The 24,172-nt window shown below is 52.2% G+C and carries 24 protein-coding genes and 1 riboswitch; of the genes, 21 read left to right on the plus strand and 3 right to left on the minus strand.

Translation table 11 applies throughout. The annotated features are described in order from the left end of the window. Nucleotides 1–5: 5 nt before the first annotated feature. A riboswitch (cobalamin riboswitch) is annotated at nucleotides 6–206 on the plus strand. A gap of 346 nt (nucleotides 207–552) precedes the next feature. From JNE38_RS10660 to JNE38_RS30610, 6 genes are all read left to right on the plus strand, one after another. Beyond that, nucleotides 553–1,614, plus strand: coding sequence for an ABC transporter substrate-binding protein (locus tag JNE38_RS10660; RefSeq protein WP_203356529.1), 1,062 nt, complete (start codon nucleotides 553–555; stop codon nucleotides 1,612–1,614). 66 nt (nucleotides 1,615–1,680) lie between these two features. Then, on the plus strand, nucleotides 1,681–2,736 hold the full coding sequence (locus JNE38_RS10665; RefSeq protein WP_238933618.1) for a FecCD family ABC transporter permease: 1,056 nt from the start codon (nucleotides 1,681–1,683) through the stop codon (nucleotides 2,734–2,736). Beyond that, on the plus strand, nucleotides 2,733–3,509 hold the full coding sequence (locus JNE38_RS10670; protein ID WP_203356530.1) for an ABC transporter ATP-binding protein: 777 nt from the start codon (nucleotides 2,733–2,735) through the stop codon (nucleotides 3,507–3,509). Before JNE38_RS10665 ends, JNE38_RS10670 begins: the two co-directional genes overlap by 4 nt. Nucleotides 3,510–3,692: 183 nt before the next feature. Then, a complete protein-coding gene (locus tag JNE38_RS10675) occupies nucleotides 3,693–4,241 on the plus strand; it encodes a sigma-70 family RNA polymerase sigma factor (RefSeq protein ID WP_203356531.1) in 549 nt (182 codons plus the stop codon). Then, nucleotides 4,211–4,567 carry a hypothetical protein gene (locus tag JNE38_RS30605; protein ID WP_238933619.1) on the plus strand — a complete coding sequence of 119 codons (357 nt, stop codon included), beginning with the start codon at nucleotides 4,211–4,213 and terminating at the stop codon, nucleotides 4,565–4,567. The genes JNE38_RS10675 and JNE38_RS30605 overlap by 31 nt, the downstream gene beginning before the upstream one ends. A gap of 11 nt (nucleotides 4,568–4,578) precedes the next feature. Next, the gene (locus JNE38_RS30610; RefSeq protein WP_238933620.1) at nucleotides 4,579–5,211 is read left to right on the plus strand and encodes a hypothetical protein; all 633 of its coding nucleotides are present in this window, start codon (nucleotides 4,579–4,581) and stop codon (nucleotides 5,209–5,211) included. A gap of 47 nt (nucleotides 5,212–5,258) precedes the next feature. Here the strand turns inward: JNE38_RS30610 and JNE38_RS10685 are convergent, their stop codons facing one another. Beyond that, nucleotides 5,259–6,122 carry a GNAT family N-acetyltransferase gene (locus JNE38_RS10685; protein WP_238933621.1) on the minus strand — a complete coding sequence of 288 codons (864 nt, stop codon included), beginning with the start codon at nucleotides 6,120–6,122 and terminating at the stop codon, nucleotides 5,259–5,261. A 322-nt stretch (nucleotides 6,123–6,444) separates the two neighbouring features. On the opposite strand from JNE38_RS10685, the gene lepA reads away from it, so the two are divergent. The 13 genes from lepA to JNE38_RS10750 all read left to right on the plus strand — a co-directional run bounded on the left by lepA (nucleotide 6,445) and on the right by JNE38_RS10750 (nucleotide 19,780). Further along, nucleotides 6,445–8,262, plus strand: coding sequence for a translation elongation factor 4 (gene lepA / locus JNE38_RS10690; protein WP_203356533.1), 1,818 nt, complete (start codon nucleotides 6,445–6,447; stop codon nucleotides 8,260–8,262). 60 nt (nucleotides 8,263–8,322) lie between these two features. Continuing rightward, nucleotides 8,323–9,465, plus strand: a complete 1,143-nt coding sequence (hemW, locus tag JNE38_RS10695) for a radical SAM family heme chaperone HemW (RefSeq protein ID WP_203356534.1) — start codon at nucleotides 8,323–8,325, stop codon at nucleotides 9,463–9,465. 146 nt (nucleotides 9,466–9,611) lie between these two features. Further along, entirely contained in the window at nucleotides 9,612–10,640 is a 1,029-nt protein-coding gene (hrcA, locus tag JNE38_RS10700) for a heat-inducible transcriptional repressor HrcA (RefSeq protein ID WP_203356535.1), read from the plus strand. After that, entirely contained in the window at nucleotides 10,637–11,221 is a 585-nt protein-coding gene (gene grpE, locus JNE38_RS10705; protein WP_203357506.1) for a nucleotide exchange factor GrpE, read from the plus strand. Before hrcA ends, grpE begins: the two co-directional genes overlap by 4 nt. Nucleotides 11,222–11,271: 50 nt before the next feature. Continuing rightward, nucleotides 11,272–13,104, plus strand: a complete 1,833-nt coding sequence (dnaK, locus tag JNE38_RS10710) for a molecular chaperone DnaK (protein ID WP_203356536.1) — start codon at nucleotides 11,272–11,274, stop codon at nucleotides 13,102–13,104. Between the two features lie 107 nt (nucleotides 13,105–13,211). After that, entirely contained in the window at nucleotides 13,212–14,339 is a 1,128-nt protein-coding gene (gene dnaJ, locus JNE38_RS10715; RefSeq protein ID WP_203356537.1) for a molecular chaperone DnaJ, read from the plus strand. An 80-nt stretch (nucleotides 14,340–14,419) separates the two neighbouring features. Continuing rightward, nucleotides 14,420–15,361 carry a 50S ribosomal protein L11 methyltransferase gene (prmA, locus tag JNE38_RS10720; protein WP_203356538.1) on the plus strand — a complete coding sequence of 314 codons (942 nt, stop codon included), beginning with the start codon at nucleotides 14,420–14,422 and terminating at the stop codon, nucleotides 15,359–15,361. 18 nt (nucleotides 15,362–15,379) lie between these two features. Then, nucleotides 15,380–16,120: a 16S rRNA (uracil(1498)-N(3))-methyltransferase gene (locus tag JNE38_RS10725; RefSeq protein WP_203356539.1), complete on the plus strand. Its 741-nt coding sequence runs from the start codon at nucleotides 15,380–15,382 to the stop codon at nucleotides 16,118–16,120. 29 nt (nucleotides 16,121–16,149) lie between these two features. Next, complete coding sequence (mtaB, locus tag JNE38_RS10730) at nucleotides 16,150–17,508, plus strand: tRNA (N(6)-L-threonylcarbamoyladenosine(37)-C(2))-methylthiotransferase MtaB (protein ID WP_203356540.1); 1,359 nt, start codon at nucleotides 16,150–16,152, stop codon at nucleotides 17,506–17,508. Beyond that, nucleotides 17,505–17,933: an NUDIX hydrolase gene (locus JNE38_RS10735; protein WP_203356541.1), complete on the plus strand. Its 429-nt coding sequence runs from the start codon at nucleotides 17,505–17,507 to the stop codon at nucleotides 17,931–17,933. The genes mtaB and JNE38_RS10735 overlap by 4 nt, the downstream gene beginning before the upstream one ends. Before the next feature lie 8 nt (nucleotides 17,934–17,941). Beyond that, a complete protein-coding gene (gene deoC / locus JNE38_RS10740) occupies nucleotides 17,942–18,607 on the plus strand; it encodes a deoxyribose-phosphate aldolase (protein ID WP_203356542.1) in 666 nt (221 codons plus the stop codon). A gap of 119 nt (nucleotides 18,608–18,726) precedes the next feature. Next, on the plus strand, nucleotides 18,727–19,122 hold the full coding sequence (locus tag JNE38_RS10745; protein WP_203356543.1) for a CidA/LrgA family protein: 396 nt from the start codon (nucleotides 18,727–18,729) through the stop codon (nucleotides 19,120–19,122). After that, nucleotides 19,115–19,780, plus strand: a complete 666-nt coding sequence (locus JNE38_RS10750; RefSeq protein WP_203356544.1) for an LrgB family protein — start codon at nucleotides 19,115–19,117, stop codon at nucleotides 19,778–19,780. Before JNE38_RS10745 ends, JNE38_RS10750 begins: the two co-directional genes overlap by 8 nt. Nucleotides 19,781–19,788: 8 nt before the next feature. Here the strand turns inward: JNE38_RS10750 and JNE38_RS10755 are convergent, their stop codons facing one another. Continuing rightward, the gene (locus JNE38_RS10755; RefSeq protein WP_203356545.1) at nucleotides 19,789–20,739 is read right to left on the minus strand and encodes a Na/Pi cotransporter family protein; all 951 of its coding nucleotides are present in this window, start codon (nucleotides 20,737–20,739) and stop codon (nucleotides 19,789–19,791) included. 118 nt (nucleotides 20,740–20,857) lie between these two features. Here JNE38_RS10755 and JNE38_RS10760 point away from each other — a divergent pair, with 118 nt between their 5' ends. Beyond that, nucleotides 20,858–22,153 (plus strand): class I SAM-dependent rRNA methyltransferase, encoded by a 1,296-nt coding sequence (locus JNE38_RS10760; protein WP_203356546.1) that lies wholly within the window; start codon nucleotides 20,858–20,860, stop codon nucleotides 22,151–22,153. Between the two features lie 73 nt (nucleotides 22,154–22,226). Here JNE38_RS10760 and JNE38_RS10765 read toward each other — a convergent pair whose 3' ends face one another. Beyond that, nucleotides 22,227–22,718 (minus strand): hypothetical protein, encoded by a 492-nt coding sequence (locus tag JNE38_RS10765; RefSeq protein ID WP_203356547.1) that lies wholly within the window; start codon nucleotides 22,716–22,718, stop codon nucleotides 22,227–22,229. 222 nt (nucleotides 22,719–22,940) lie between these two features. On the opposite strand from JNE38_RS10765, the gene JNE38_RS10770 reads away from it, so the two are divergent. Beyond that, nucleotides 22,941–24,068: a D-alanine--D-alanine ligase gene (locus tag JNE38_RS10770; RefSeq protein ID WP_203356548.1), complete on the plus strand. Its 1,128-nt coding sequence runs from the start codon at nucleotides 22,941–22,943 to the stop codon at nucleotides 24,066–24,068. Nucleotides 24,069–24,172 lie beyond the last annotated feature (104 nt).

Below are 24,172 nucleotides of genomic sequence, written 5' to 3' on the forward strand. Positions count from 1 at the left end.
TTAAAAGTGAATAGGTGTTTGATGGTGCTGGCTGAACGGAAGTGTGTTCAACCAGCTTAAAAGGGAAGTCCGGTGAAAATCCGGCGCGGTCCCGCCACTGTAACGAGGAGTTCTTTGCGAGAAACCACTGTTCCGCTGCTGGAATGGGAAGGGAGCAAAGAATGATGAATCGGAGCCAGGAGACCTGCCATGAAACCATGTACAATCGACTCACGCGGATGGGGACGATGTGGAACGTACAGTAGTAGGAATGGAAAAGGCGGACTACCGTCTATTTTATTTGCTTTGCTCTGTCCACATTTGTAAGGCATCTCCCGATTGCGCATGGGAGGTGCTTTTTTGTTTGTACCAGGCTAAGCGCAACATACCGAGACTTGTGCCATTTGGGTGAAAACACCTATGTAGCCAAGTTTCTCAAGCGGGAAAGGGGGGAGTCTAAAAAGATTTTGCCAACAGAGGAAAGAGAAGATATAGTAAAATGGAGATAAAACGTAATCATTACGATTTAAGTGATTGATTCCATGAAACCGACAAAAAAGGAGAGAGAAAACGATGATAAAACCAAGAAAGGGTAAGAATCGTTGGGAAAAAAACGGGTGGGCAGCTATTCTGTGTGGGCTCGTTCTTCTCGTGAGTGCATGCGGTTCTCCGGCATCCTCCGGGCAAGGCTCGCCTAAAACGCAAGGACAAGCGGCAGCATCCTCTACGGATGGAGCTTCACAGCAAGCAGGGGCTGAATTGGTCAAACCTGTGACCCTTCAAAACAATGGCAGGGAAATGAGCTATCCAATAGCGCCGGAAAGAGCCGTCACATTGAATCAGCATGTAACGGAAGTCATGCTGGCGCTTGGGTTGGGAGACAAAATGGTCGGAACCGCCTACCTCGATGATGAGATTCTTCCGGAATTCAAAGAGGCTTATGACCAAATACAGGTACTGTCCGATAAATACCCGAGCAAGGAAGTGTTGATGGCAGCCGAGCCAGATTTCGTATACGCAGGCTGGAAAAGCGGTTTTGGCGACAAGGGAGTAGGCACGATGGAGGAATTGGAGAAGGCGGGGATCAAATCCTACTTGCATGAATCGTCCAACAAGCCAGGGCCGACCGTAGACGATGTCTTTGCAGATATTCACAATATCGGACGTATTTTTCGTGTGGAGAATCGGGCTAACGAGCTGATTGGCGAGATGAAAGCAGAAATGGAACAAACCACGAGCAAACTGGGGACCGTGGAAAAGCCATTGAAGATATTTGTCTATGACAGCGGAGAAGAACAGCCATTCACTGCAGCGAATAATTACATGACTGCTTTGATTCGCATGGCTGGAGGCAAGAACATTTTTGATGATATCCAAAAGGGCTGGGCTGATGTGAGCTGGGAAGAAGTGGTGAATCGCAATCCTGACGTCATCATCATTGTGGACTACGGGGATAAAAGCGTGGAACAAAAGCGTGAGCTGCTTTTAAACAAACGAGAGCTTGCGGATGTATCCGCGATTCAACACAAAAGGCTGATGGTCCTTCCAATGTCAGCGGCTTCGGAAGGTGTTCGTGCACCGATGGCACTACATATCCTAGCAGAAGGTCTGTATCCGGAGAAATTCAAGAAATGAGAGCGGTCAAAGCCCAAAAAGCAGTGGCAGTAGCTACCGAATGGGCAGGCCGAGGGGGGATGAGATTTGAATAAGACGAGCTTATCTGTGCTACTTCTCGGATTGATCCTAGCGCTCCTTGCTTCCATCACGCTAGCCATCACACTAGGCTCTGTGGATGTTCTTCCGGGTACCGTCTGGGGAATCGCGCTGTCTCAGGTTCCGATTGCAGGGGAATGGGTACACGTGGATTGGACCCGTGCTGAGCAAACCATCATCTGGGATATTCGCACTCCCCGCGTCCTGCTGGCTGCCATCGTAGGCGCAGGGCTGTCAGTGGTAGGAGTCGCGATCCAATCATTAGTCCGCAATTCGCTGGCAGATCCGTACATTTTAGGCGTTTCCTCCGGAGCTTCCGTTGGGGCCACTCTGGTCATTCTCTTCGGGGCCTTTAGCATGTACGGTCAGTACGCATTGTCTATGGGAGCTTTTCTCGGTTCGCTGTTCTCAATCCTGATGATCTTTTCGCTTTCTCGGATGGGTTGTCAAAATTCGACGGTCCGGTTGCTCATGGCAGGGATCGCTGTCTCCGCTATTCTTTCGGCAATCACGAGCCTGATCATTTTTTCGGCTCCGAACGAGCACGGGATACGCTCTGTTCTGTTCTGGATGAGCGGAAGCCTGGCAGGAGCAAAGTGGGAATATTTGACCATTCCTTCCCTGATCGTCCTCCTGTGTCTCGTGGTTTTACTCGCGCATTACCGCTCGCTCAATGCCATGCTGATGGGCGAGGAGTCGGCGAGCACACTCGGGGTGAACACTGTGCGATTTCGCAAGCTACTCCTCGTCATCTCGGCCCTTTTGACAGGCTTCATCGTAGCCATCAGCGGCGCCATCGGATTTGTAGGTCTGATGATGCCCCATATCGTCCGTGTCATGGTCGGCTCTGACCACCGCAGGGTATTGCCGGTAAGTGCCTTGCTCGGCGCCAACTTCCTGATATGGGCAGATGCATTCGCGAGGCTCTCATTCGCACCGGAAGAATTGCCCATCGGCATCATTACGGCTTTGTGCGGCGGGCCGTTCTTCATCTGGCTGATGCTGCGCAGCTCCTACTACTCGTTTGGAGGTGGCGGGCGATGAAGCTAGCGGCAAAGGATATCAGCATCTCCCTGGGGAACGAACAGATTATTCACGACATTTGCCTGGAAGTTAAGGCAGGCGAGTTCGTGGGGCTGATCGGACCGAATGGGAGCGGCAAATCGACGCTGCTCAAAAGCATCTATCGGGTCTTAAAGCCTGTTGCAGGGCGGATTTTTCTGGACGGAGATGACTTGTATCAGCTGGCACCACGGGAGAGTGCACGGCGCATGGCAGTGGTCCGGCAAGAATCTTCCGTGGAGTTCGACTTTACTGTTCTGGAAATGGTATTGATGGGCCGTTCTCCGCACAAAGGGATGTTTCAGATGGATACGCCCGAGGACATGCATATCGGGAAAGAGGCTTTGGCTCGAGTAGGGATGACGGATTACAGCGAACGCAGCTTTTTTTCATTGTCTGGGGGAGAAAAAAAGCGAGTGCTGATTGCCCGGGCATTAGCGCAGCAAGCTGAATTATTGGTGCTGGATGAACCGACCAACCATCTGGATGTTCGCTACCAGCTGCAGGTCATGGATCTTGTCAAGCAGCTGGGGATTCCCGTCTTGTCTGCCCTCCATGACTTGAATCTGGCGGCGATGTACTGCGATCGGCTGTATGTGCTGAAAGCAGGCCGAATCGTCGCATCTGGATGTCCGGATGAGATTTTGACCGCTGACTTGATTCGGGAGGTCTATGAGGTCGAGACGGACGTTTCCATTCATCCCGTCACAGGCAAGAAGCACATCTACTTTTTCTCCTCATTTGGCGTGACGTGATTGTGCCTGAAGCCCAATCGTGATCGCTGGCAGCACGGCGGGTATCCATTCGTGCGTCGGCGGATTCTACGGCAGGCGAGACTCGCTGGACCGTATTTGCAAAAAAATAACGCTAAACGTGTAACAAAAGTTCTGTAGCTGCATCTAACCAGTAAACCATTTCAAGCAGGGGAGGCCGCGCACGTGGAAAAATTGCAGCCCACAGATGATGCCGCATTTGAGCAAATCATGCGGGAATACGGGACGCGCGTGCTTCGGCTAGTGACGTTTCTGGTAAAGGATCAGAGTGTCGCGGAGGATCTCGCGCAGGATGTGTTTGTGAAAGTGTACCGCCACCTGCCGCGATTTCGCGGGCAGAGCAGCATTCACACGTGGATTTACCGGATCGCCGTCAATGAGTGCAAAGGATACTTGCGGTCATGGGCCTTTCGAAAAATATTGCCGCGCTCCTGGATCAAGGCGGATTTCGATGTATCCACCGAGAGAGTCGTGATGGAACAGTCGGAGCGGGATGAACTGGTGGAGCAGGTGCTGACTCTTCCCTCTCTGTATCGTCAGGTGATCGTCCTCCATTATTATGCGGACTTGTCCATAGCAGAGGTAGCAAACGTCCTGTCTGTGTCAGAGGGGACTGTACGCACGCGATTGCACCGGGCCAGGCAGCAGCTGAAAAAGCAGATGGGAGAGGGGAGGGAGTGGGAATGGACGAGAACGAGTGGATCGAACAATTAAAGGAGCGGGCGGACAGAAAGGTGTTTCATGATGTCCAATTTACCAGTGACATGGAAGAGCGTGTTCGGCAGAAAATTCGCCGGCGCTCGGGCATGTCCTTTCGCTGGCGTCGCTTTGCTTTCCCTGCCCTTGTTCTGTTTTTGCTGATTCTAGTGTGGCAAATCTGGCCCGCTCACAGCTTGCCCAGCGAGCATGCAGCACCGCCGTCCCAGCCGCCAAAGCCAGCGCCGGAACTCTTGCCTGGGGGTTCTCTGGAGGTGCCGCTCTTATGGAAGCCGTCCCCCGCACAGAAACGACATGGAACCGACAGCCTTTTTCGTATGTAGGAGAGAAGCCGGTGAGGATTATCACGGATGAGACGAGCTTTTACGAGGGTCAGCAGCAGCGTGTGTTTTGGCTGATCGACGGGAGTGACGCAAACAAGGTAGAGCTGGTCGCCTACAGTAGTAAAGGGGTGCGGCTGGAGTTGGGTACGTATCAGGTCAGTGGACAGCTCTTTGATGCCCAGCACCATTTTCCCTCGGGAATCACCTTGCCGGATCCGGGTCTCTGGAAGCTGCAGGTGCTCGCGGACGGAAAGCATTTGGGTCAGGTCTTTGTAGAGGTGAAGGCAGGTATTGCCCCTTCCAATCGAGAACTGGTAGAGCCGATCATTCGCGATTACCTGAATACGGAAGGTGCGAAGTTGGGCTGGCTTGGAGAAGACCGGGAAGTGACGATTGAACTGCTGGGGGTAGAAGTGCCTGATGCGGCAAAGCGGAAGGTGTATGCCTGGGTGAAAATCTTGAGCAAGGACCCGTTGCATTCGTCAGGAATCAGTGCGCCTATGGCGTTTGAGGTCGGATACAACGGAAACGAGTACAAAGTAACAAATCTCCAGATGCCCGAGGACGGGAATCTTTATCAAAGCAGCTTGCAAAAGATATTTCCGCAGAAGATCCTGGAGCGAATCCAATCCAGGCAGCAATAGACGACGTGCATAAAAAAACGGACCTCTCCGAAAGGTCCGTTTTGCTATTAGCCGAATATTTGTGCCCCAATCCCGTAATACTGCCCGGAACGCGGCGGCAGAGTGCTGTAGCGAGTGATCATGACGGGTGGTTCGCTTACTTTTTCAAAGCCGTTCGCTGCGAGATAGGAGAGAAAAGCATTCTGTCCATCGGGTACGTCAATGCGGACTTGCCGGTCATGTCCATCCGACAGCCTGCGAAGAAGGTGGATGGCCATCGGAGTGTTTCTTGCGACGATGGGGCCGATAACGAGATTGACGGGTCCCTGGACGGCAAAGCCGTATCCTGCAATGCGGCCCTCGGTGTCGTTGACGACCAGACATGTTTTTGCCTGCTTCATCCGTGTACGCAAAAAGGAAGAGCGTTGGCTGCCCACTGCTAGCCCATCCAGTTCGATGACGGCTCTCAAATCATCTTCCCTCATTATTTCTGTAGGAAATGATTCGCCTGCCTGCTCGTGATCCACCGGCGCAATCCGTTTACAAATGAATTTGTGAATGGTATCGGCGGTTGTGAAGCCGAGGCTTTCATACAAGGGCTTCCCTTCCCTGGTGGCGATCAGCATGATGGCAGAGTCGGACGGGACGCTTTCCATACAGGCTTTCATCAGGGAACGCCCCAGCCCCATGCCCCTGCAGGAAGAATGGACAATGACCATGCCGATGGTAGTGAGCTTGTGATCGTATGGGATGACAGCCGCGCAGGAGACGAGCCTTTCATCCGAATTCTTATGACCATAAATCGTCCCGATCGCGAGGATGGTCCGAATTTCATCTTCGTTATAATCCCAGCCAACGGTGGTGGATAAGTGAATGAGACCGGGGATGTCTTGCTCAGTCAACTCGTGCAGATTTGGGACTGTGTTTTGCAAAAGGGAAGCCTCCTTCTTAATATCTTTTATGAGAGATGGTGTCTGGTGGATCACTTGTGCTTGTCTGGTTTCATAGGGTGAAACCCGTCGTCGTAAGCTTGGAAAAGGTAGGTCGCCCCCTCTGTTTCCTATCATCGAGGGACATGATCTGTTTTTACTGTACCACAGGAAATTACTGGAGGAATGACAAAAAGCGGCGAATGCCTGATTCTCTTTGGTTGCATGGGATATCATGCGTTTGATATAATTACCGTTAGTGTATTTTTTGCGACCGCAATCCGGAACGTTTGAATGGATTCGCGTGGGAGGGAACGAACAACACATGGATCGCCGTGAAAGACAAAAAAGGATTCGAAATTTTTCCATCATCGCCCACATTGACCACGGAAAGTCTACGCTGGCTGACCGCATTTTGGAATTGACCGGTGCGCTCACAGCGCGTGAGATGGAAGCCCAGTTTCTGGATACGATGGAGCTGGAAAAAGAGCGCGGAATTACGATTAAGCTGAATGCCGTGCGTTTGAACTATAAAGCGGAAGACGGGGAGGAGTACATTCTCCACTTGATAGATACCCCCGGACACGTCGACTTTACGTATGAGGTTTCCCGCAGCTTGGCTGCTTGTGAAGGGGCCATTCTGGTCGTCGACGCAGCGCAAGGGATCGAAGCACAGACGCTGGCTAACGTCTATTTGGCATTGGATAGCAACCTGGAAATCATCCCGGTCATCAACAAGATCGATTTGCCAAGTGCTGAGCCTGAGCGCGTCAAGCAAGAAGTCGAGGATGTCATTGGTCTGGACGCCAGTGATGCCGTTCTTACTTCTGCGAAAGCGGGCATCGGGATCAAGGAAGTGCTCGAAGCCGTGGTGCAAAAAGTTCCTGCTCCTGAGGGAGATCCGGACGCACCTTTGCAAGCCCTGATTTTCGACTCCTACTTTGATGCTTACCGTGGCGTTATTGCCTCCATCCGTGTGCTCAACGGTACGCTGAGAAAAGGCATGAAAATCAAGATGATGGCAACTGGCAAGTCCTTCGAAGTAACCGAAATCGGTACGTCGACGCCACGTCAGACGCAGGTAGATGAACTGACGGTTGGGGATGTAGGCTATGTGGCTGCTTCCATTAAAACCGTGGGAGACACGCGCGTGGGGGATACCATCACGGATGCGAGCCGCCCAGCATCGGAGCCTTTGCCTGGTTACCGTAAGATCAACCCAATGGTATTCTGTGGTCTGTACCCGATTGAGACAAACGAGTACAACGACCTTCGCGAAGCACTGGAAAAATTGCAGCTGAACGATGCGTCCCTGCAGTTTGAGCCAGAGACGTCTCAAGCGCTTGGCTTTGGTTTCCGTTGCGGATTCCTCGGACTTCTGCACATGGAGATCATCCAGGAGCGCATTGAGCGCGAATTCAATATCAATCTGATCACGACCGCACCGAGCGTTATTTACCGCATTACCAAAACAAACGGTGAAGTTTTCGAGATTGACAATCCATCGAAAATGCCGGAAGCGCAAAAGATTGAGACCATCGAGGAGCCTTATGTTCTCTCCACCGTCATGGTGCCGAAAGAATATGTAGGTGACGTGATGCAGCTTTGCCAAGGCAAGCGCGGCGATTTCCTAGACATGCAGTACATGGGGGAAAATCGTGTGCAGCTCAAATACGATATGCCTTTGTCTGAGATCGTATACGACTTTTTCGATTTGCTGAAGTCGGGTACTCGCGGCTACGCTTCCTTTGACTACGAGCTGGCAGGCTACAAGCCATCCAAGCTGGTGAAAATGGATATTCTGCTCAACAGCGAAATGGTGGATGCCCTGTCGTTCATCGTGCACAAGGATACGGCGTACGCGCGCGGAAAAGTCATCTGCGAAAAGCTGAAGGAACTGATTCCTCGCCAGCAATTCGAGGTGCCGATCCAGGCGACGATTGGTCAAAAGGTAGTAGCGCGGGAAACCATCAGCGCTCTGCGCAAAAACGTACTTGCCAAGTGCTACGGCGGGGACATCTCGCGGAAACGCAAACTCCTCGAGAAGCAAAAAGAAGGAAAGAAGCGCATGAAATCTGTCGGTTCCGTCGAGGTGCCGCAAGAGGCCTTCATGGCCGTACTGCGCATGGATGATAAAAAGTAGGCCTGACCAGTGTGTCAGGTCTTTTCCATTCTATTTTCAGGATAAAGGAGGGGAAGAGACATGATGCCACAATCCGTGTACATCCACATTCCCTTTTGCACGAATAAATGCTTTTACTGCGACTTCAACTCGTTCGTCACGAACAACCCACAGCTAGTATGGGACTATCTCGAAGCGTTGAAAAAGGAGATGGAGCGCACGTTTGCGAGCCAACCGCCGGAGCGTGTGAAAACCATCTTTGTTGGCGGAGGAACTCCGACCTTTCTCGACCATGCTCAGATGCGGATGTTTTTGACGAGTGTACAAGAGCACCTGGGCAAGTACATGACACCCGACATCGAGTTTACAATGGAAGCCAATCCGGGTACTACTGATGTAGAGAAGCTTCGCATCATGAAAGAGCTCGGAGTGAACCGTCTGAGCTTTGGCGTGCAATCCTTTGATAATGCGCTCCTGAAGCGCCTGGGGCGAATCCATGACACGGAGGACGTGTACCGCAGCGTAGAGAATGCGCGCAAAGTCGGATTTGAAAACCTCACCATCGATTTGATGTTCGGCCTCCCTGATCAGACCATGGACATTTTCCGAGAGACTCTCAAAAAAGCGTTTGAACTGGGGACAACCCACTTCTCGGCATACAGCCTGAAAGTAGAAGAGAACACCCTGTTCCATACGTTGTACCAAAAAGACCAGCTGCCATTGCCATCCGAAGAAACGGAGCTTGCGATGTACATGCTCTTGATCGAGGAGATGGAGAAACACGGCTGCCATCAGTACGAAATCAGCAATTTTGCGAAAAATGGCTTTGAAAGCAAACATAATAAAACCTATTGGCTCAATGACGAATACTATGGATTGGGTGCGGGTGCCCATGGCTATGTCGGGGGAGAGCGGCATGTGAACGCGGGACCGCTTGCTGTTTATATGCAGATGAGCAAGGAGGGGCAGCCGCGAGTGGAGCAATTCCCGGTGCCGCGCGAAGATGCGATGGAGGAGCAGATGATCCTCGGGTTGCGCCTCAGGGAAGGAGTGAATATGGCTCGGTTCGCTCAGCGATTTGGGGAATCTGTTCATGAAGTGTTTGGAAGCATAATAAGAGAAGAGCTGGCCAAAGGGATGCTGGAAGAGCACGATGGGCACTTGCGTTTGACTGAAAAGGGGCTGCCCCTCGGTAACGAGGTCTTTGCCCGCTTTTTGCGCTAATCCTACGTGAACTAGCGAAATATGTGTCATTTTGCCAGCTGAGCGCAGGAACTCCGTTGACAAATCCTTCTACTATTGATACCTTAGTAAATAGAATTAGCACTCGATCGAGATGAGTGCTAACAACAGGGAGGCGAGCGACTACGATGTTATCTGACCGTCAACAATTGATCTTGAATGCGATTGTCGATAATTACATTCATTCTGCCGAACCTGTTGGCTCCCGTACGATCTCCAAACGGGATGACATCGGTTTCTCATCGGCGACGATTCGCAACGAGATGTCCGACTTGGAGGAGCTTGGGTATCTCGAACAGCCTCACACTTCGGCGGGACGCGTTCCTTCTACGAAAGGGTACCGCTTTTATGTCGACAACCTGATTCAGCCTCACCTTTTGGATGACGGTGAATTGGGTAAACTGAAACAGTTGTTTGCCGAGCGTATTCTGCACGCTGAACAGGTGGTAGAGTACACCGCCCAGATTCTCTCCCAGTTGACGAACTATACAGCAGTGGTCCTGGGGCCAGAGATTTTTGAGCATCGGTTAAAACATATACAAATCGTTCCTCTGGGTGACAAGCAGGCCGTGGCCATCGTGGTCACCCATACCGGCCGCGTGGAAAACAAGCTGATTGATTTGCCTGAGGGCATAGGTGCATCCGAGATCGAGCGTCTCGTGAACCTGCTCAACCACAAGCTTTCCGACGTGCCGCTGTGGCAGCTGCGCCAGCGCTTGTATCAAGAGATTTCGGGTGAGATGCGCCGCCATGCGGAGCAATACGAGGAAATTCTCAATCTCCTTGATCAATCCCTGGTCCAGCAAGAAGAGGATCGAGTGTACTTACGCGGTGCGACCAAGATTCTGAATCAGCCGGAATTCCGTGATGTAGACAAGGTCAAGGATATTTTGGAGCTCCTGGAGCGAAATGACCAGCTCATACATTTGTTCGGAACACCGGTGGATGGACTCACCGTGCGTATCGGTCAGGAGAACCAGCTAGACGCGATTAAGCAATGCAGTATCATAACTACCTCATACTCTCTGGGCGGCAAGCCTGTAGGGATGGTAGGGATACTTGGCCCGACCCGGATGGAATACGGCAGAGTCATTACTGTACTGAACTATTTGGCAGAAGGCTTATCGCGCATGCTGACTTCGCAGTTTGAGAAATAAATGGATGGAAGGGCTCTGAGAAGCCGCAGGAGGTATCGACGTTGAGCGAAGAAAAATTGACGCAAGACCCGACTGCTGAAGAAGAACAAACAGAAACAGCTGATCAGCAGGAATCGGCAGATGTGAACTGGGAGCAAGAGGCAGCGCATTGGAAGGCGCAGGCCGAAGAGCATCAGAACCGGATGCTTCGTACCATGGCAGACATGGAAAACCTGAGAAGACGCGTGCGCAAAGAGCAGGAAGATTTGGCCAAGTACGCTTCCCAAAAAGTCGTGGAAGAACTCTTGCCGATCCTGGACAACTTCGAGCGCGCTCTCGCGGCTGACAAGGAATCCATGACAGTGGAATCTTTGTTGACCGGAGTGGACATGGTCTATCGCCAAATGGTGCAAGTCTTTGATAAAGAAGGTTTGGTAGCCATTGCGGCAAAAGGCCAACCTTTTGATCCCCATGTACACCAAGCCGTGATGCAGACGCAAGATCCGGCATTTGAATCCGGCGTCGTAGTAGAAGAGCTGCAAAAGGGCTACATGTTCAAAGATCGCGTCGTTCGTCCGGCGATGGTCAAAGTAAACGAGTAAGATCCACATTTCTATTAAATAGACAGTGAAGCGTTAGGAGGACATATTGTATGAGTCGCGTAATTGGTATTGACCTTGGAACCACCAACTCTTGTGTGGCAGTAATGGAAGGCGGAGAGCCAGTCGTAATCGCCAACCCGGAAGGAAACCGCACCACTCCATCCGTTGTTGCATTTAAAAATGGAGAGAAAATCGTAGGGGAAGCAGCAAAACGCCAAGCGATCACGAACCCTGACAATACCGTAATTTCCATCAAGCGCCACATGGGTACTTCTCATAAAGAAACCCTCGAAGGCAATGAGTATACCCCTCAACAGATCTCTGCGATGATCCTGCAAAAGCTGAAATCCGATGCAGAAGCGTATCTGGGTGAATCTGTGACGCAGGCAGTTATTACGGTACCTGCATACTTCAACGACAGCCAACGTCAGGCAACCAAAGACGCTGGTAAAATCGCAGGTCTGGAAGTTCTGCGCATCGTCAATGAACCAACAGCGGCAGCTCTCGCATACGGCATGGAAAAGTCGGAAGATCAAACCGTTCTGGTATTCGACCTTGGCGGCGGTACGTTCGACGTGTCCATCCTGGAACTCTCCGAAGGCTTCTTTGAAGTAAAAGCGACCTCCGGTGACAACAAGCTGGGTGGGGACGACTTCGACCAAGTAGTCATGGATTACCTGGTGAGCGAGTTCAAAAAAGAACACGGCATCGACCTGTCCAAAGACCGCATGGCTCAACAACGTTTGAAAGACGCTGCGGAAAAAGCGAAAAAGGACCTGTCCGGCGTACTGACCACGACCATCTCGCTGCCTTTCATCACAGCAGATGCAACCGGTCCAAAACACTTGGAGATGAACTTGACTCGCGCGAAATTCGAAGAGCTGTCTTCCAATCTCGTAGAGCGCACCATGGGACCTACTCGTCAAGCGCTGAATGACGCAGGGCTCACTCCAAACGAAATCGATAAAGTAATCCTCGTCGGTGGTTCCACTCGAATCCCGGCTGTTCAAGAAGCGATCAAAAAATTCACTGGCAAAGAACCGCACAAAGGCGTAAACCCAGACGAAGTCGTAGCGCTTGGTGCTGCTGTGCAAGCAGGCGTACTGACTGGCGATGTGAAAGACGTCGTACTGCTCGACGTAACTCCTCTCTCTCTGGGCATCGAGACATTGGGCGGCGTATTCACCAAGCTGATCGATCGCAATACAACGATCCCAACAAGCAAATCCCAAGTGTTCTCTACTGCAGCCGACAACCAGCCAGGCGTGGAAATTCACGTGCTGCAAGGTGAGCGTCAAATGGCAGCGGACAACAAAACACTGGGTCGCTTCAATCTGAATGACATTCCGCCAGCTCCACGAGGCGTACCGCAAATCGAAGTATCCTTCGACATCGATGCGAACGGTATCGTGAACGTTCGTGCGAAAGATCTGGGTACAGGCAAAGAGCAACGCATCACCATCACAGCGAGCTCCGGACTTTCCGATGAAGAAATCGATCGCATGGTGAAAGAAGCTGAGCTGAATGCAGAAGCGGACAAACAGCGCAAAGAGCAAGTGGAAATCCGCAACGAAGCTGACCAGCTCGTGTTTACAACCGAGAAAACCTTGAAAGAGGTAGAAGGCAAAGTAGACCAGGCGGAGATCGACCGTGCGAACGCTGCGAAAGACAAAGTGAAAAAAGCGCTTGAAGGTGGCAGCATCGACGAGATCAAGTCTGCAAAAGACGAATTGTCCGAGATCGTTCAGCAAATCTCTGTGAAGCTGTATGAGCAAGCAGCCCAAGCGGCGGGGGCAGCCCAAGGTGGAGCAGAAGGCAGTGCGGAACCGAAGAAAGACAATGTGGTAGACGCAGACTATGAAGTGGTAGACGATAAAAAGTAATCACGTTGGCCCAAGAAAGTCAAAGTCACGGAATGCTGACTTTGACTTTTTTTCAAGTCTGTCACATGCTATGATAACAGTTGACTGTCATGGGAGTGATTTAGGAGATGAAACGCGACTACTATGAGGTGCTGGGGGTCGGCAAGGGCGCGGACGCTGATGAAATCAAAAAAGCGTACCGCAAGCTGGCGCGTCAGTACCATCCGGATGTAAATAAAGCCGCAGATGCGGAAGAGAAGTTCAAGGAAGTGAAGGAAGCGTACGATGTCCTGTCTGAGCCGCAAAAACGAGCTCAGTACGACCGTTTCGGACATCAGGATCCTAACCAAGGCTTTGGCGGCGGTGGTTTTGACGCCTCTGGAATGGGCGGCTTCGGCGATATTTTTGATATGTTTTTCGGCGGTGGCGGGCGACGTGCGAATCCGAACGCGCCGCGCAAAGGCTCTGACCTGCAGTTTGGTCTCAGCATTGAATTTACAGAAACAGTCTTCGGGAAAGAGACCGATGTGGAAATTCCCAAGGAAGCGGAGTGCGACACTTGCCATGGCTCCGGGGCAAAACCGGGTACGGGTGTCGAGACTTGTAAAACTTGCAGCGGCACAGGACAGCAGGAAGTGGCTGCAAACACGCCATTTGGCCGCATCGTCAACCGACGCGTTTGTACGACTTGCGAAGGAAAAGGGAAAGTCTTCAAAGAAAAATGCTCGTCCTGCCGCGGTAGCGGTCGCGTCAAAGTGCGCCGCAAGATTCATCTCAACATTCCAGCGGGAGTGGATGACGGTGCGCAGCTGCGCGTGACAGGTGAAGGGGAACCGGGTGTAAACGGCGGGCCTCCCGGCGATTTGTACGTCGTATTGCGCGTCAAAAGTCACGAGTTTTTCGAACGCGAAGGAAATGATATCTACTGTGAAGTTCCTCTCACCTATGCCCAAGCCGCGCTTGGTGACGAGATCGAAGTGCCGACAGTGGACGGTCGTGTGAAGCTGAAGATCCCATCCGGAACGCAGACTGAGACGTTCTTCAGGCTTCGGGGGAAAGGTGTCCCGCACCTGCGAGGCAATGGACGCGGCGATCAGCACGTGAAAGTGCGCGTGATTACTCCGACCAAGCTGAGCGATAAGCAAAAAGAGCTTTTGCGAGAGCTGGCCGAACTGTCGGGTGAAAAGCCGGGACAGCATGGCGGCGAAGATGAAGGCTTTTTTGAAAAAATGAAACGGGCATTCCGCGGCGAATAACTGCCGCGGCTTGTCCGCTTTTTACGAAGGTTACTTACAGCCTTGTTTACTAGGGAGCATACGTGGGGAGTGGTAGATTCATGAAATGGTCAGAAATCAGTATCCATACGACAGCGGAAGCTACGGAGGCGGTTTCCAGCATTCTGTATGAAATGGGCGCAAACGGTGTCGTCATCGAGGACCCAGAGGTGCTATATCGCGAGTGGGATACACCGTTTGGTGAGATCTACCAGCTTTCACCGGATGATTTTCCGGCCGAGGGCGTATTCGTCAAAGCATACTTGCCGGTTGACAGCAGTGAGCTGTTTGATGTGGTGGAAGAATTGAAGGAACAGCTGGCTCAGTTGACGGAGTACGGTTTGGACATTGGTAAAGCGAACATCGCCGTAAATGATGTTCATGAAGACGAATGGGCCCACGCCTGGAAAAAGTACTACAAGCCCGTACACGTGACCGATCGAATGACGATCAAGCCTGTATGGGAAGAGTACGAGCCTAGACGCGCGGATGAAATCATCATCGAGATGGACCCTGGCATGGCATTTGGCACTGGGACTCATCCGACCACCATTTTGTGCCTGCGTGCAGTGGAGAAGTACGTGGACCAAGGAGATCGTCTGTATGACGTAGGGACAGGCACTGCGATTTTGAGCATTGCGGCTGCCAAGCTGGGTGCAGAGCATGTGCTTGCCATGGATTTGGACGAGGTAGCCGTTCGTTCAGCGCAAGCCAATACAGAGCTGAATGGCGTTGACGAAAAAATCACGGTTCGCCAAAACAACCTGCTGGATGGCGTGGAAGAGCCGGTTGACGTAGTCGTCGCCAACATTTTGGCAGAGGTAATCGTGCGTTTCACGGATGATGTGTACCGTGTACTGAGGCCCGAGGGCGTATTCATCGCATCGGGTATTATCCAGGCGCGCGAGGCCGATGTGAAGAAGGCGCTGGCCGACTCTGGACTGGTCGTAGTGGAAACGATTATGATTGACGATTGGGTAGCAATTGTATCAAAAAAAAGATAGAATAGTGAGGTTGGCGAGATGCAACGATATTTTGTCGAGCCAGATCACTTTACTGACCATGAGGTAACGATTGTCGGAGACGACGTCCACCATATCGTAAACGTGATGCGGGCAAGAGAAGGCGAAGAAATCTTCGTTTCTGACGGAGCAGGCAGGTCGGCAGTGGCCAAGCTTGTCTCGCTGTCTGCAAAAGAAGTGAGAGCGAGCGTTCTGGAGCTTTTATGTGAGCAGCGGGAATTGCCGATTCGCGTAACGATCGGTCAAGGGCTCCCAAAAGGCGAGAAGATGGAGTGGATCTTGCAAAAGGGGACGGAACTCGGGGCGTACTCTTTTTTCCCGTTTTCCTCTGAACGCACCATCGTCAAGCTCGATGCCAAAAAAGAGGCGAAAAAGCTGGAGCGCTGGCGCAAGATTGTCAAGGAAGCTGCAGAGCAGTCTCATCGTGATGTGCTCCCGCAGCTGCTCGCACCCGTTTCATTCCGAGAGGCGTTGGAAGCAGGAAAGCAGTACACGCACTGTGCGATCGCCTATGAAAAAGAGGGCGGCACAACCATGCATCAGACATTGACGGAAATGAATCCGGATGATTCTCTGCTCGTTTTGATTGGACCTGAAGGGGGCTTTTCCCCGGATGAGGTCGCCCTGGCGGAGGAGAAAGGATTTTTACCCGTATCACTTGGGCCGCGTATCCTGCGTACAGAAACGGCTAGTCAATACGTGCTGGCCTGCGCTTCCTATCAGTTTGAACGGCTACGCTAAGCTTTAGAAGGAAGAAAGGAGGAATCGCAATGTCTACCGTTGCTTTTCATACATTGGGTTGTAAAGTAAACAGCTATGAAACAGAGGCGATCTGGCAGCTGTTTAAAAACGAAGGCTACGAACGCGTCGATTTTGAACAGGACGACGCCGACGTTTATGTCATTAACACATGTACCGTTACCAATACAGGTGATAAAAAGAGCCGTCAGGTGATTCGCCGGGCGATTCGCCGCAATCCCGAAGCGATTGTTGCGGTAACCGGCTGCTATGCGCAAACCTCCCCGAGTGAAATCGCCCAAATTCCTGGGGTTGACATCGTCGTAGGGACACAAGGGCGCGAAAATCTGATCGAATACGTGAACCAGATCAAGGTGGAGCGTCAACCGATCAATGCCGTAGGAAACATCATGAAAGCCCGCGAGTTTGAGGAGCTGGATGTTCCGAACTTCACCGACCGTACACGTGCATCTCTGAAAATTCAAGAGGGCTGCAACAACTTCTGTACGTTTTGCATTATTCCGTGGGCTCGCGGGCTGATGCGCTCACGCAAGCCGGAGAGCGTGGTTGAGCAGGCGAAAAAGCTCGTGGAAGCAGGCTATCTGGAGATTGTTTTGACAGGGATTCACACTGGAGGCTACGGGGAGGACCTGGAAGATTACAACCTCGCCAAGCTCTTGGTGGATCTGCACCAGGTAGAAGGTTTGAAGCGCATCCGGATCAGCTCGATCGAAGCGAGTCAGATTACGGACGAAGTGATCGAAGTCATCAACAATTCGGACCGTGTCGTTCGTCATCTGCACGTCCCTCTGCAAGCGGGCGATGATGAAGTGCTGAAACGCATGCGCCGCAAATATACAACGGCTGAATTCTACGAAAAGATGGTGAAAGTGCGCGAAGCCCTTCCAGGCGCAGCGATCACGACAGATGTCATCGTCGGCTTCCCAGGAGAAACCGAAGAGCAGTTTATGAACGGCTACGAGTTCATCAAAAAGATCGGCTTTGCTGAGCTGCATGTATTCCCATATTCCATGCGTACCGGTACACCGGCAGCTCGCATGACAGATCAGATTCCGGAAGAGGAGAAGCATGAGCGCGTCACCAAGCTGCTCGAGCTCAATCAACAGCTGACCCTCGAATACTCTTCGAAGTTCGTGGGGGACGTCCTGGAAGTCATTCCTGAGCGCCCTTACAAGGAAGCTCCTGAGAGTGGTCTTTTGATGGGTTACTCCGACAACTACCTCAACGTCGTTTTCCCAGGCGACGAGAGCATGATCGGGAAAATTTGCAAAGTTCGCTTGGACGAACCAGGCTCTGAATATTGCAAAGGGACATTTGTACGCGTGCTAGAAAACGATCAGCTCCCTCTCTTGAAGGAGCGTGCCATATGAAGGAGATATCGGCAGGAGGCGTCGTTTACCGCGAGCAAGACGGGGAATACATGCTTCTCTTGATCGAAGACCGCTATGGCAAGGTAACGCTGGCAAAAGGGAAGCAAGAAATCGGCGAGACCATTGAAGAAACAGCCCTGCGAGAAGTGCTGGAGGAAACAGGCGTCGCAGGACGCTTGGGTGGCAAGCTGGACATGATCACCTATGTTTATCACCACCCAGTGACAGGAGAAGCCGTCGACAAAGAAGTCCACTACTATCTGGTTGAGGCGTACAACACCGAGATCACGGTGCAGCTGGAAGAAATCAATGACGTTCACTGGCATCCGGCAAAGGAAGCGTGGGAGCTCCAGCAGGCTCGCGGCTATCGGAATAATGACAAGGTTTTCCTCCTGGCTTTCCAACAATTAGGGATAGAGGTGTAGTGTAACCCGTGAATATCAACAAATATATCGACCATACCTTACTGAAACCGGAAACGACAGCAGCGATGATCGACAAGCTGTGTGCAGAAGCAAAGGAGCATGATTTTGCTTCCGTTTGCGTCAATCCTTACTGGGTAAAGCGCTCTGCGTCTTTGCTGGCAGGGACGGATGTGAAAGTCTGCACCGTAATCGGCTTCCCGCTCGGAGCGAACACTCCAGAGGTAAAAGCTGCAGAAACACGCGATGCGATCGCAAACGGTGCGACTGAAGTAGATATGGTCCTGAATGTGGGAGCACTGAAATCCGGCGATCTGGAAGCAGTCAAGCAGGATGTGGCGGCAGTGAAGCAGGCAGCGGGTGATGTTCTGGTCAAGGTCATCCTGGAAACAGGCTTGTTGACTGATGAAGAGAAAGAAACAGCTTGCAAGCTCTGCGTCGAGGCAGGAGCGGACTACGTGAAAACCTCCACGGGCTTCGGACCAGGAGGAGCGACGGTTGAAGACATCGCTTTGATGCGCAAAGCGGTCGGACCTGACATCGGTGTAAAAGCCTCCGGCGGCGTTCGCGATGGTGAAGCTGCGCAAGCGATGATCGAAGCCGGCGCTACCCGTATTGGAACCAGCTCGGGCATCTCGATTGTGACAGGCGCTAAAGCGACAGGCAACGGATACTAGGAGCAAAGAAAAGCCTGGCCATGAAGAGGCCGGGCTTTTTTCACATACAGAAGATGTGCAATCCTAAAATGAAATAGACAAAGAAGAATGGGATAGTCGGGGGAGAGGGGGTAGCAGGTATGAAGATCGTCCAGGGTATTTTGATCTTGCTCGCCTTTTACGGGGTTGGAACACTGGCGAGCAAGTGGCTGCACATACCGATGCCAGGAAACTTGCTGGGCATGCTTCTGCTCACACTGTGCTTATGCATGGGCTGGATTCGCATGGACTGGGTGGAGCAGGCGAGCGCTTTTCTGATCCGTCACATGATGCTGTTTTTTGTACCCATCATTGTGGGGGTAGCCTCGTATATGAATTGGATTGCGAAAGACCCGTGGTCCATACTCGCAGCCCTGGTGGTAGGCCCGCTCGTCGTCATGCTGGTTAGCGGCCGGGTCGTCCAGTGGTATTTGAATCGCAGCAAGCAAAAGGCAGATCCTTCCGTGAGCCGGGAAGGGAGGGCGCTCGATGCTTAGTCAGCTGTTTGCGATTCTTGTGACGATTGCCGGATACAAAGGCGCAACCTCGATTAACTCCCGCTTTCCCAGGCTGCAGCCTTTGATCGTGGCCACCCTGCTCGTCTGGCTCATTTGGTGGCTCGTCAGCGGCGACTGGGATTCGTTTGCGGCTGGAGGGCAGTGGATTTCCTTCTGGCTCGGTCCTGCCACTGTCGCCCTTGCTGTCCCTTTGGCAAAGCAAATCAGAGAGTTTGCTCACATATGGAAAGGTGTCCTGCTTGGAGTGGCAGTCGGATGTGCGGTTGCGATCGTGACGGTCTACGTCATCCATTGGTGCCTGGGCACGGATGAGCTGCTGCTCAAAAGCATGCTGAGCAAATCCGTAACCACCCCCATCGCTTTGGAGCTCTCCCGCTCTGTAGGTGGCGTTCCTGCATTGACCGCGTTCTTTACGGCATTGACTGGGATGATTGGCGTCCTCATCACGCGACCCGTATTGAAATGGGGCAGAATACAGGACGATTGGGCGATCGGCATTGCGGTAGGTACCAGCGCACATGCCATCGGTACTGCCAGCTTGAATCGGATCTCACCGGTACAGACGGCGGCTTCCAGCGTGGCGATGATCGTAGCGGGAGTCATCACCTCGATCTATCTGATCCCTTTCTCATTTTAAGTACCCGATCACACGCGCTTGGACGGGTTTCGCTTGTCCGGAATCAGCCATTGAATGAAGCGTGCGATGTGACTGGTGAACGGCAGAGCGACCAGCGAGCAGACCAGATTGAAAATGGTTTGGGAATGGGCGATCTGCATCGAAGGATTCTCCGTTAAAAAAGCACTGACCAGGGCAAGCTGTGGAAGAAAAGGCAAAAAGGCGAGAGCACCGGCAACGTTAAACAACGTATGGCACCACGCGACCTGTTTGGAGGCGGTATTGGTGCCGATGCTGGCAATCACTGCGGTAAAGCAAGTGCCGATATTGGCCCCGAGAACAATGGCGAGTGCTGTCTCCATCGACAGGACGTTGTGGGCAAGAAGTCCCATGGTAATGACGGTAGTGGCGGATCCGCTGTGAATCAATCCGGTGAAAATGATCCCGGTCAGAAGTCCCACCCCGATCGAATGCCGACTTTCGAGAAAAAGGGAGCGGAATGTTTCGGATTGCTCGAGGGGAGCCGCCATCAGCTTCAAGGTGTCGATTCCGAGGAAGATGAGTCCGAAGCCTGCGACCACGAGGCCTGTGCATCGAACAGCTCGGCGCGGCATGAGCCAGAGTGCTACCCCGATGAGCAGCATGGGAATGGCGAACGATTCCAGCTTGAGTGCGATGAGCTCCGTCGTGACGGTCGTACCCAGATTGGTGCCGAGAATGATGCCGACAGTCTGCGAAAACTGGATGATGCCCGCATTGGTCAGTCCGATGGTGAGCACGGTAACGGCACTGGAGCTCTGGAGGACAAAGGTCGATAACAGTCCTATCCAAAAGCTGTGGATCGGTGTACGGGTAAACTTTCCCATCCACTGCTCCATTTTTTTGCCGGCCAAATTTTGAAAGCCGGTTCGCATGGCATACATACCGAACAGAAAAAAACTGAGCCCAAACGTGAACGGGGCGAGGATGGACACGATCACAAAGCAAAATCCTCCTTCCCTAGACATACATGCGAAATCCCTTAACACGGAAATTTCTGCAAGATACTTATACGCTATGCCTGTACCGAGACGAGCATGACAAGGAGGCCCTATAACTGTGGCGAGAGTATTATTGAATCAGCATCGAAAAAAACGGCTGGAATCCGGTCATCCGTGGATTTTTCAGTCGGAAGTACTGGAGATTCAGGGTGAAGTAGTACCCGGAGAAATCGTGGAAGTCACCAACCACAAAGGACATTTCCTCGCGAAAGGCTACATCAATCCTGCCTCTCAGATGATTGTCCGCATTTTGAGCTTCGATCCGAATGAAGCGATCGACTATGACTTTTTCCTGCGCAAAATCCGGGAGGCGGCTGAATTTCGCACCCGCTTTGTGGACAACCCGCTTGCGTGCAGGGTCGTCTACGGAGAAGCGGACTTTTTGCCTGGATTGATCGTCGACCGTTATAACGATGTGCTGGTCGTGCAGGTGCTCTCCCTTGGCATCGAGCAACGCATCGACTGGATTCGTGATGCGCTGGTGGAAGTCTTTTCGCCTGCGGGCATTTATCTGCGCAACGACGTGCCGGTGAGAAAGTTGGAAGGGCTGGAGCAAGGCCAGGGTGTGCTGTACGGAGAATGCCCGCGAGAGATCCTGATCGAAGAAAACGGTCTCAAGTACTACGTGGACATCGTCGAAGGACAAAAGACCGGGTTTTTCTACGATCAGCGTGAAAACCGCGCTTCAATCGCTCCGTTGATGAAAGGCTGGGGAGAGAAACACGGTATTTCTCTGAAACCAGTCGATGTGGATGGGGAGCAGATGGTGGTCCCGGTCGACAAGCGGGGGAAAGTCATCAAGAATCCGTTCTGGGACGGCGCCGAGGTATTGGAATGCTTTACCCATACAGGCTCGTTCACACTAAATGCTTGCAAGCATGGTGCAAAAAAGGTGACCGCCTTGGATATTTCCGAGCATGCCATTGAAACGGCAAAGCGAAACATCACCTTGAACGGGTTTTTGCACCGCGTCGATTTTGTGGTGGCCAATGCGTTTGATTACTTACGCGAAAATGTAGAAGCAGGCCGAAGCTGGGATGTCGTCATTCTCGATCCTCCCGCATTTGCGAAGTCGCGCGGAGCTGTAAAGGGTGCAATCCGCGGGTACAAGGACATCAACTTGCACGGTTTGAAGCTGGTTCGCCCGGGTGGCTTCCTGGTGACGGCCTCCTGCTCGTACCATATGTCACCGGAGCTGTTCCTCGACACGATCCAAGAGGCAGCTGTGGATGCGAAAAAGATCCTGCGCCTGATCGAATGGCGGGGAGCCGGCAAAGACCATCCGCAAATCACGGGAGCAGACGAAGCCCATTACTTGAAATTTGCCATCTTCGAAGTGCGTGACCGCAAATAACAGTATCAGATAGCCAAAAGAACAGGGAAGAACCCCCGTCACAGCATGCGGGGGTTCTTTTTCGTTGATCCGCTCAGGCGAACTGTTTGTCGCTTCTGACGCGCCGCACCAGCTCCAAAGACTGCTTGAGCCCGAGCTCCTTGCCCAGCAAGACTTGTCCTTCTGCGGGGGTAGAAGCTCGCGCCTGCGTCATCATTTCAAGCTCGTGGGAGAGCAAATGCTCGATCAAATAGAGCTGCACCTGTCCGATTTCGCGTTCGCTCTTCCTGTCACGCTCGCTGAACTTCAGTCGTGCCTGACTTTCTTCCACGTACTTGTCGATGTCGTTCTCTAAAAAGTGGGAGGCATTGCAGATGATCGTGCGGTAGTCTTCTGTCTGAGAGGGAATCGAACGAATGGTGTGACCGAGGTGGGAGAGAAGAAATCTGTTCAAAACGACATCGTTTCGGGTGTAATCGTTGTGCAAGAGGGAGTACTCCCCTAAAAACGATCCGCTGTCTTTGTCAAAGCTGTGCAGCAACGTATAAGAAGAGCAGTACGTACAATAGACGAGATAGTCTCTCATGGACACCCCTCCAAGAAAATAGCTCCATGACAGGAAGTTTATTTGCTATGATATGACGGACGATGTCCATGGGTGAATCCCTTGAAATTAGCCAATGGTTTGTGTATGCTGGGTGATGGGCTCGGCCCGGTAAAAGAGCAGATGCTGGGCTTTTGCATAGCATAGGAGAGAAAGATACTGGGTAGGCTCTCTGCAGCAGCAGAGGGGAAAGGAGTAAGGAAGATGGGAAACGAGAAGATTCGTCTGGGTATTATTTACGGTGGGAAATCCTCGGAGCATGAGGTTTCTTTGCGCACGGCCTTGTCCATTCTGAAGGCGGTGGACGCAAATAGATACGAAGTGACCCCGATCTACGTACAGCTCGACGGCTCTTGGGTGAAAGGGGACGCGATCGCTGGACAATTGCCGGAACGAATCGACGCCTTACGCCTGACAGCAGGGCATCCGGACGAAAGCAGCAACGAAGTGGCAGGACAGCAACTGGTTCCTACCTCCAAGCCAGCTTCCCTATTTTCTATCGGTCAGCAAGTGGATGTGATCTTTCCGGTCGTTCACGGACCGAACGGAGAAGACGGTACCATCCAAGGCATGCTGGAATTGGCGAATTTGCCGTATGTCGGAGCAGGTGTCATGGCTTCCGCTGTCGGTATGGACAAATGGATGATGAAAACAGTTTTTGCCCAAACAGGATTGCCACAAGTAAAATACGTGGGTCTGCTGCGCTCCCAATGGGAAAGCAATCGGGAAGCCAGCATGGATAGAATCGAGGAAGAGCTCGGTTACCCTTGCTTTGTGAAGCCTGCCAATATGGGTTCCAGCGTAGGGGTAAATAAAGCGAAAAACCGAGAAGAATTGGCGTCGGCACTGGATGTTGCCGCAAAATTTGACCGTCGACTCATCGTCGAAGAATTTGTGAGTGCGCGCGAGTTGGAAATCGGTGTGCTTGGAAATGAAGAGCTGATCACGTCGGTGGTCGGGGAAATCATTGCCGCCAAAGAGTTCTACGATTACGAAGCCAAGTACAAAGGAGCGGGCACGGAGCTGGCGATTCCTGCCATGGTGCCTGACCATGTCTCCCAGCAGATTGCCGATATCGCTAAGAAGGCTTTTCAGGCGCTGGACGGTTCTGGTCTGTCCCGCGTCGATTTCTTCTGGGATGAAGAGAACGACAAGCTGTACATCAACGAAGTCAATACGATGCCGGGCTTTACTCCGTTCAGCATGTATCCCATGCTGTTTCAGGCGGCTGGGATCAGCTACAGTGAGCTCATCGACAGACTCGTACAATTGGGCATCGAGCGGCATGCCGACAAACAGCGCAATATTGTGGATGCCGAAGAGCTGGAATAAAGCTCATCGCTCAGTGAAACCAAATGACAATGGACCAAAGGATGCCGAAGACTGGCATCCTTTTTTTCTTATCAAAATGACTGGAACGGGCCACGACCGAGATT

Source organism: Brevibacillus choshinensis (genome assembly GCF_016811915.1).
GTDB classification, from domain to species: Bacteria; Bacillota; Bacilli; order Brevibacillales; family Brevibacillaceae; genus Brevibacillus; species Brevibacillus choshinensis_A.

Excerpts from the sequence above, each read along its gene's own strand:
- dnaJ (WP_203356537.1), top strand. The coding sequence starts at position 13,212 with ATGAAACGCGACTACTATGAGGTGCTGGGGGTCGGCAAGGGCGCGGAC.
- JNE38_RS10770 (WP_203356548.1), top strand. The coding sequence starts at position 22,941 with ATGGGAAACGAGAAGATTCGTCTGGGTATTATTTACGGTGGGAAATCC.
- JNE38_RS10745 (WP_203356543.1), top strand. The coding sequence starts at position 18,727 with ATGAAGATCGTCCAGGGTATTTTGATCTTGCTCGCCTTTTACGGGGTT.
- mtaB (WP_203356540.1), top strand. The coding sequence starts at position 16,150 with ATGTCTACCGTTGCTTTTCATACATTGGGTTGTAAAGTAAACAGCTAT.
- JNE38_RS10725 (WP_203356539.1), top strand. The coding sequence starts at position 15,380 with ATGCAACGATATTTTGTCGAGCCAGATCACTTTACTGACCATGAGGTA.
- JNE38_RS10735 (WP_203356541.1), top strand. The coding sequence starts at position 17,505 with ATGAAGGAGATATCGGCAGGAGGCGTCGTTTACCGCGAGCAAGACGGG.
- JNE38_RS10660 (WP_203356529.1), top strand. The coding sequence starts at position 553 with ATGATAAAACCAAGAAAGGGTAAGAATCGTTGGGAAAAAAACGGGTGG.
- hemW (WP_203356534.1), top strand. The coding sequence starts at position 8,323 with ATGATGCCACAATCCGTGTACATCCACATTCCCTTTTGCACGAATAAA.
- prmA (WP_203356538.1), top strand. The coding sequence starts at position 14,420 with ATGAAATGGTCAGAAATCAGTATCCATACGACAGCGGAAGCTACGGAG.
- hrcA (WP_203356535.1), top strand. The coding sequence starts at position 9,612 with ATGTTATCTGACCGTCAACAATTGATCTTGAATGCGATTGTCGATAAT.
- lepA (WP_203356533.1), top strand. The coding sequence starts at position 6,445 with ATGGATCGCCGTGAAAGACAAAAAAGGATTCGAAATTTTTCCATCATC.
- JNE38_RS10750 (WP_203356544.1), top strand. The coding sequence starts at position 19,115 with ATGCTTAGTCAGCTGTTTGCGATTCTTGTGACGATTGCCGGATACAAA.
- JNE38_RS10765 (WP_203356547.1), bottom strand. The coding sequence starts at position 22,718 with ATGAGAGACTATCTCGTCTATTGTACGTACTGCTCTTCTTATACGTTG.
- dnaK (WP_203356536.1), top strand. The coding sequence starts at position 11,272 with ATGAGTCGCGTAATTGGTATTGACCTTGGAACCACCAACTCTTGTGTG.
- JNE38_RS10670 (WP_203356530.1), top strand. The coding sequence starts at position 2,733 with ATGAAGCTAGCGGCAAAGGATATCAGCATCTCCCTGGGGAACGAACAG.
- JNE38_RS30605 (WP_238933619.1), top strand. The coding sequence starts at position 4,211 with ATGGACGAGAACGAGTGGATCGAACAATTAAAGGAGCGGGCGGACAGA.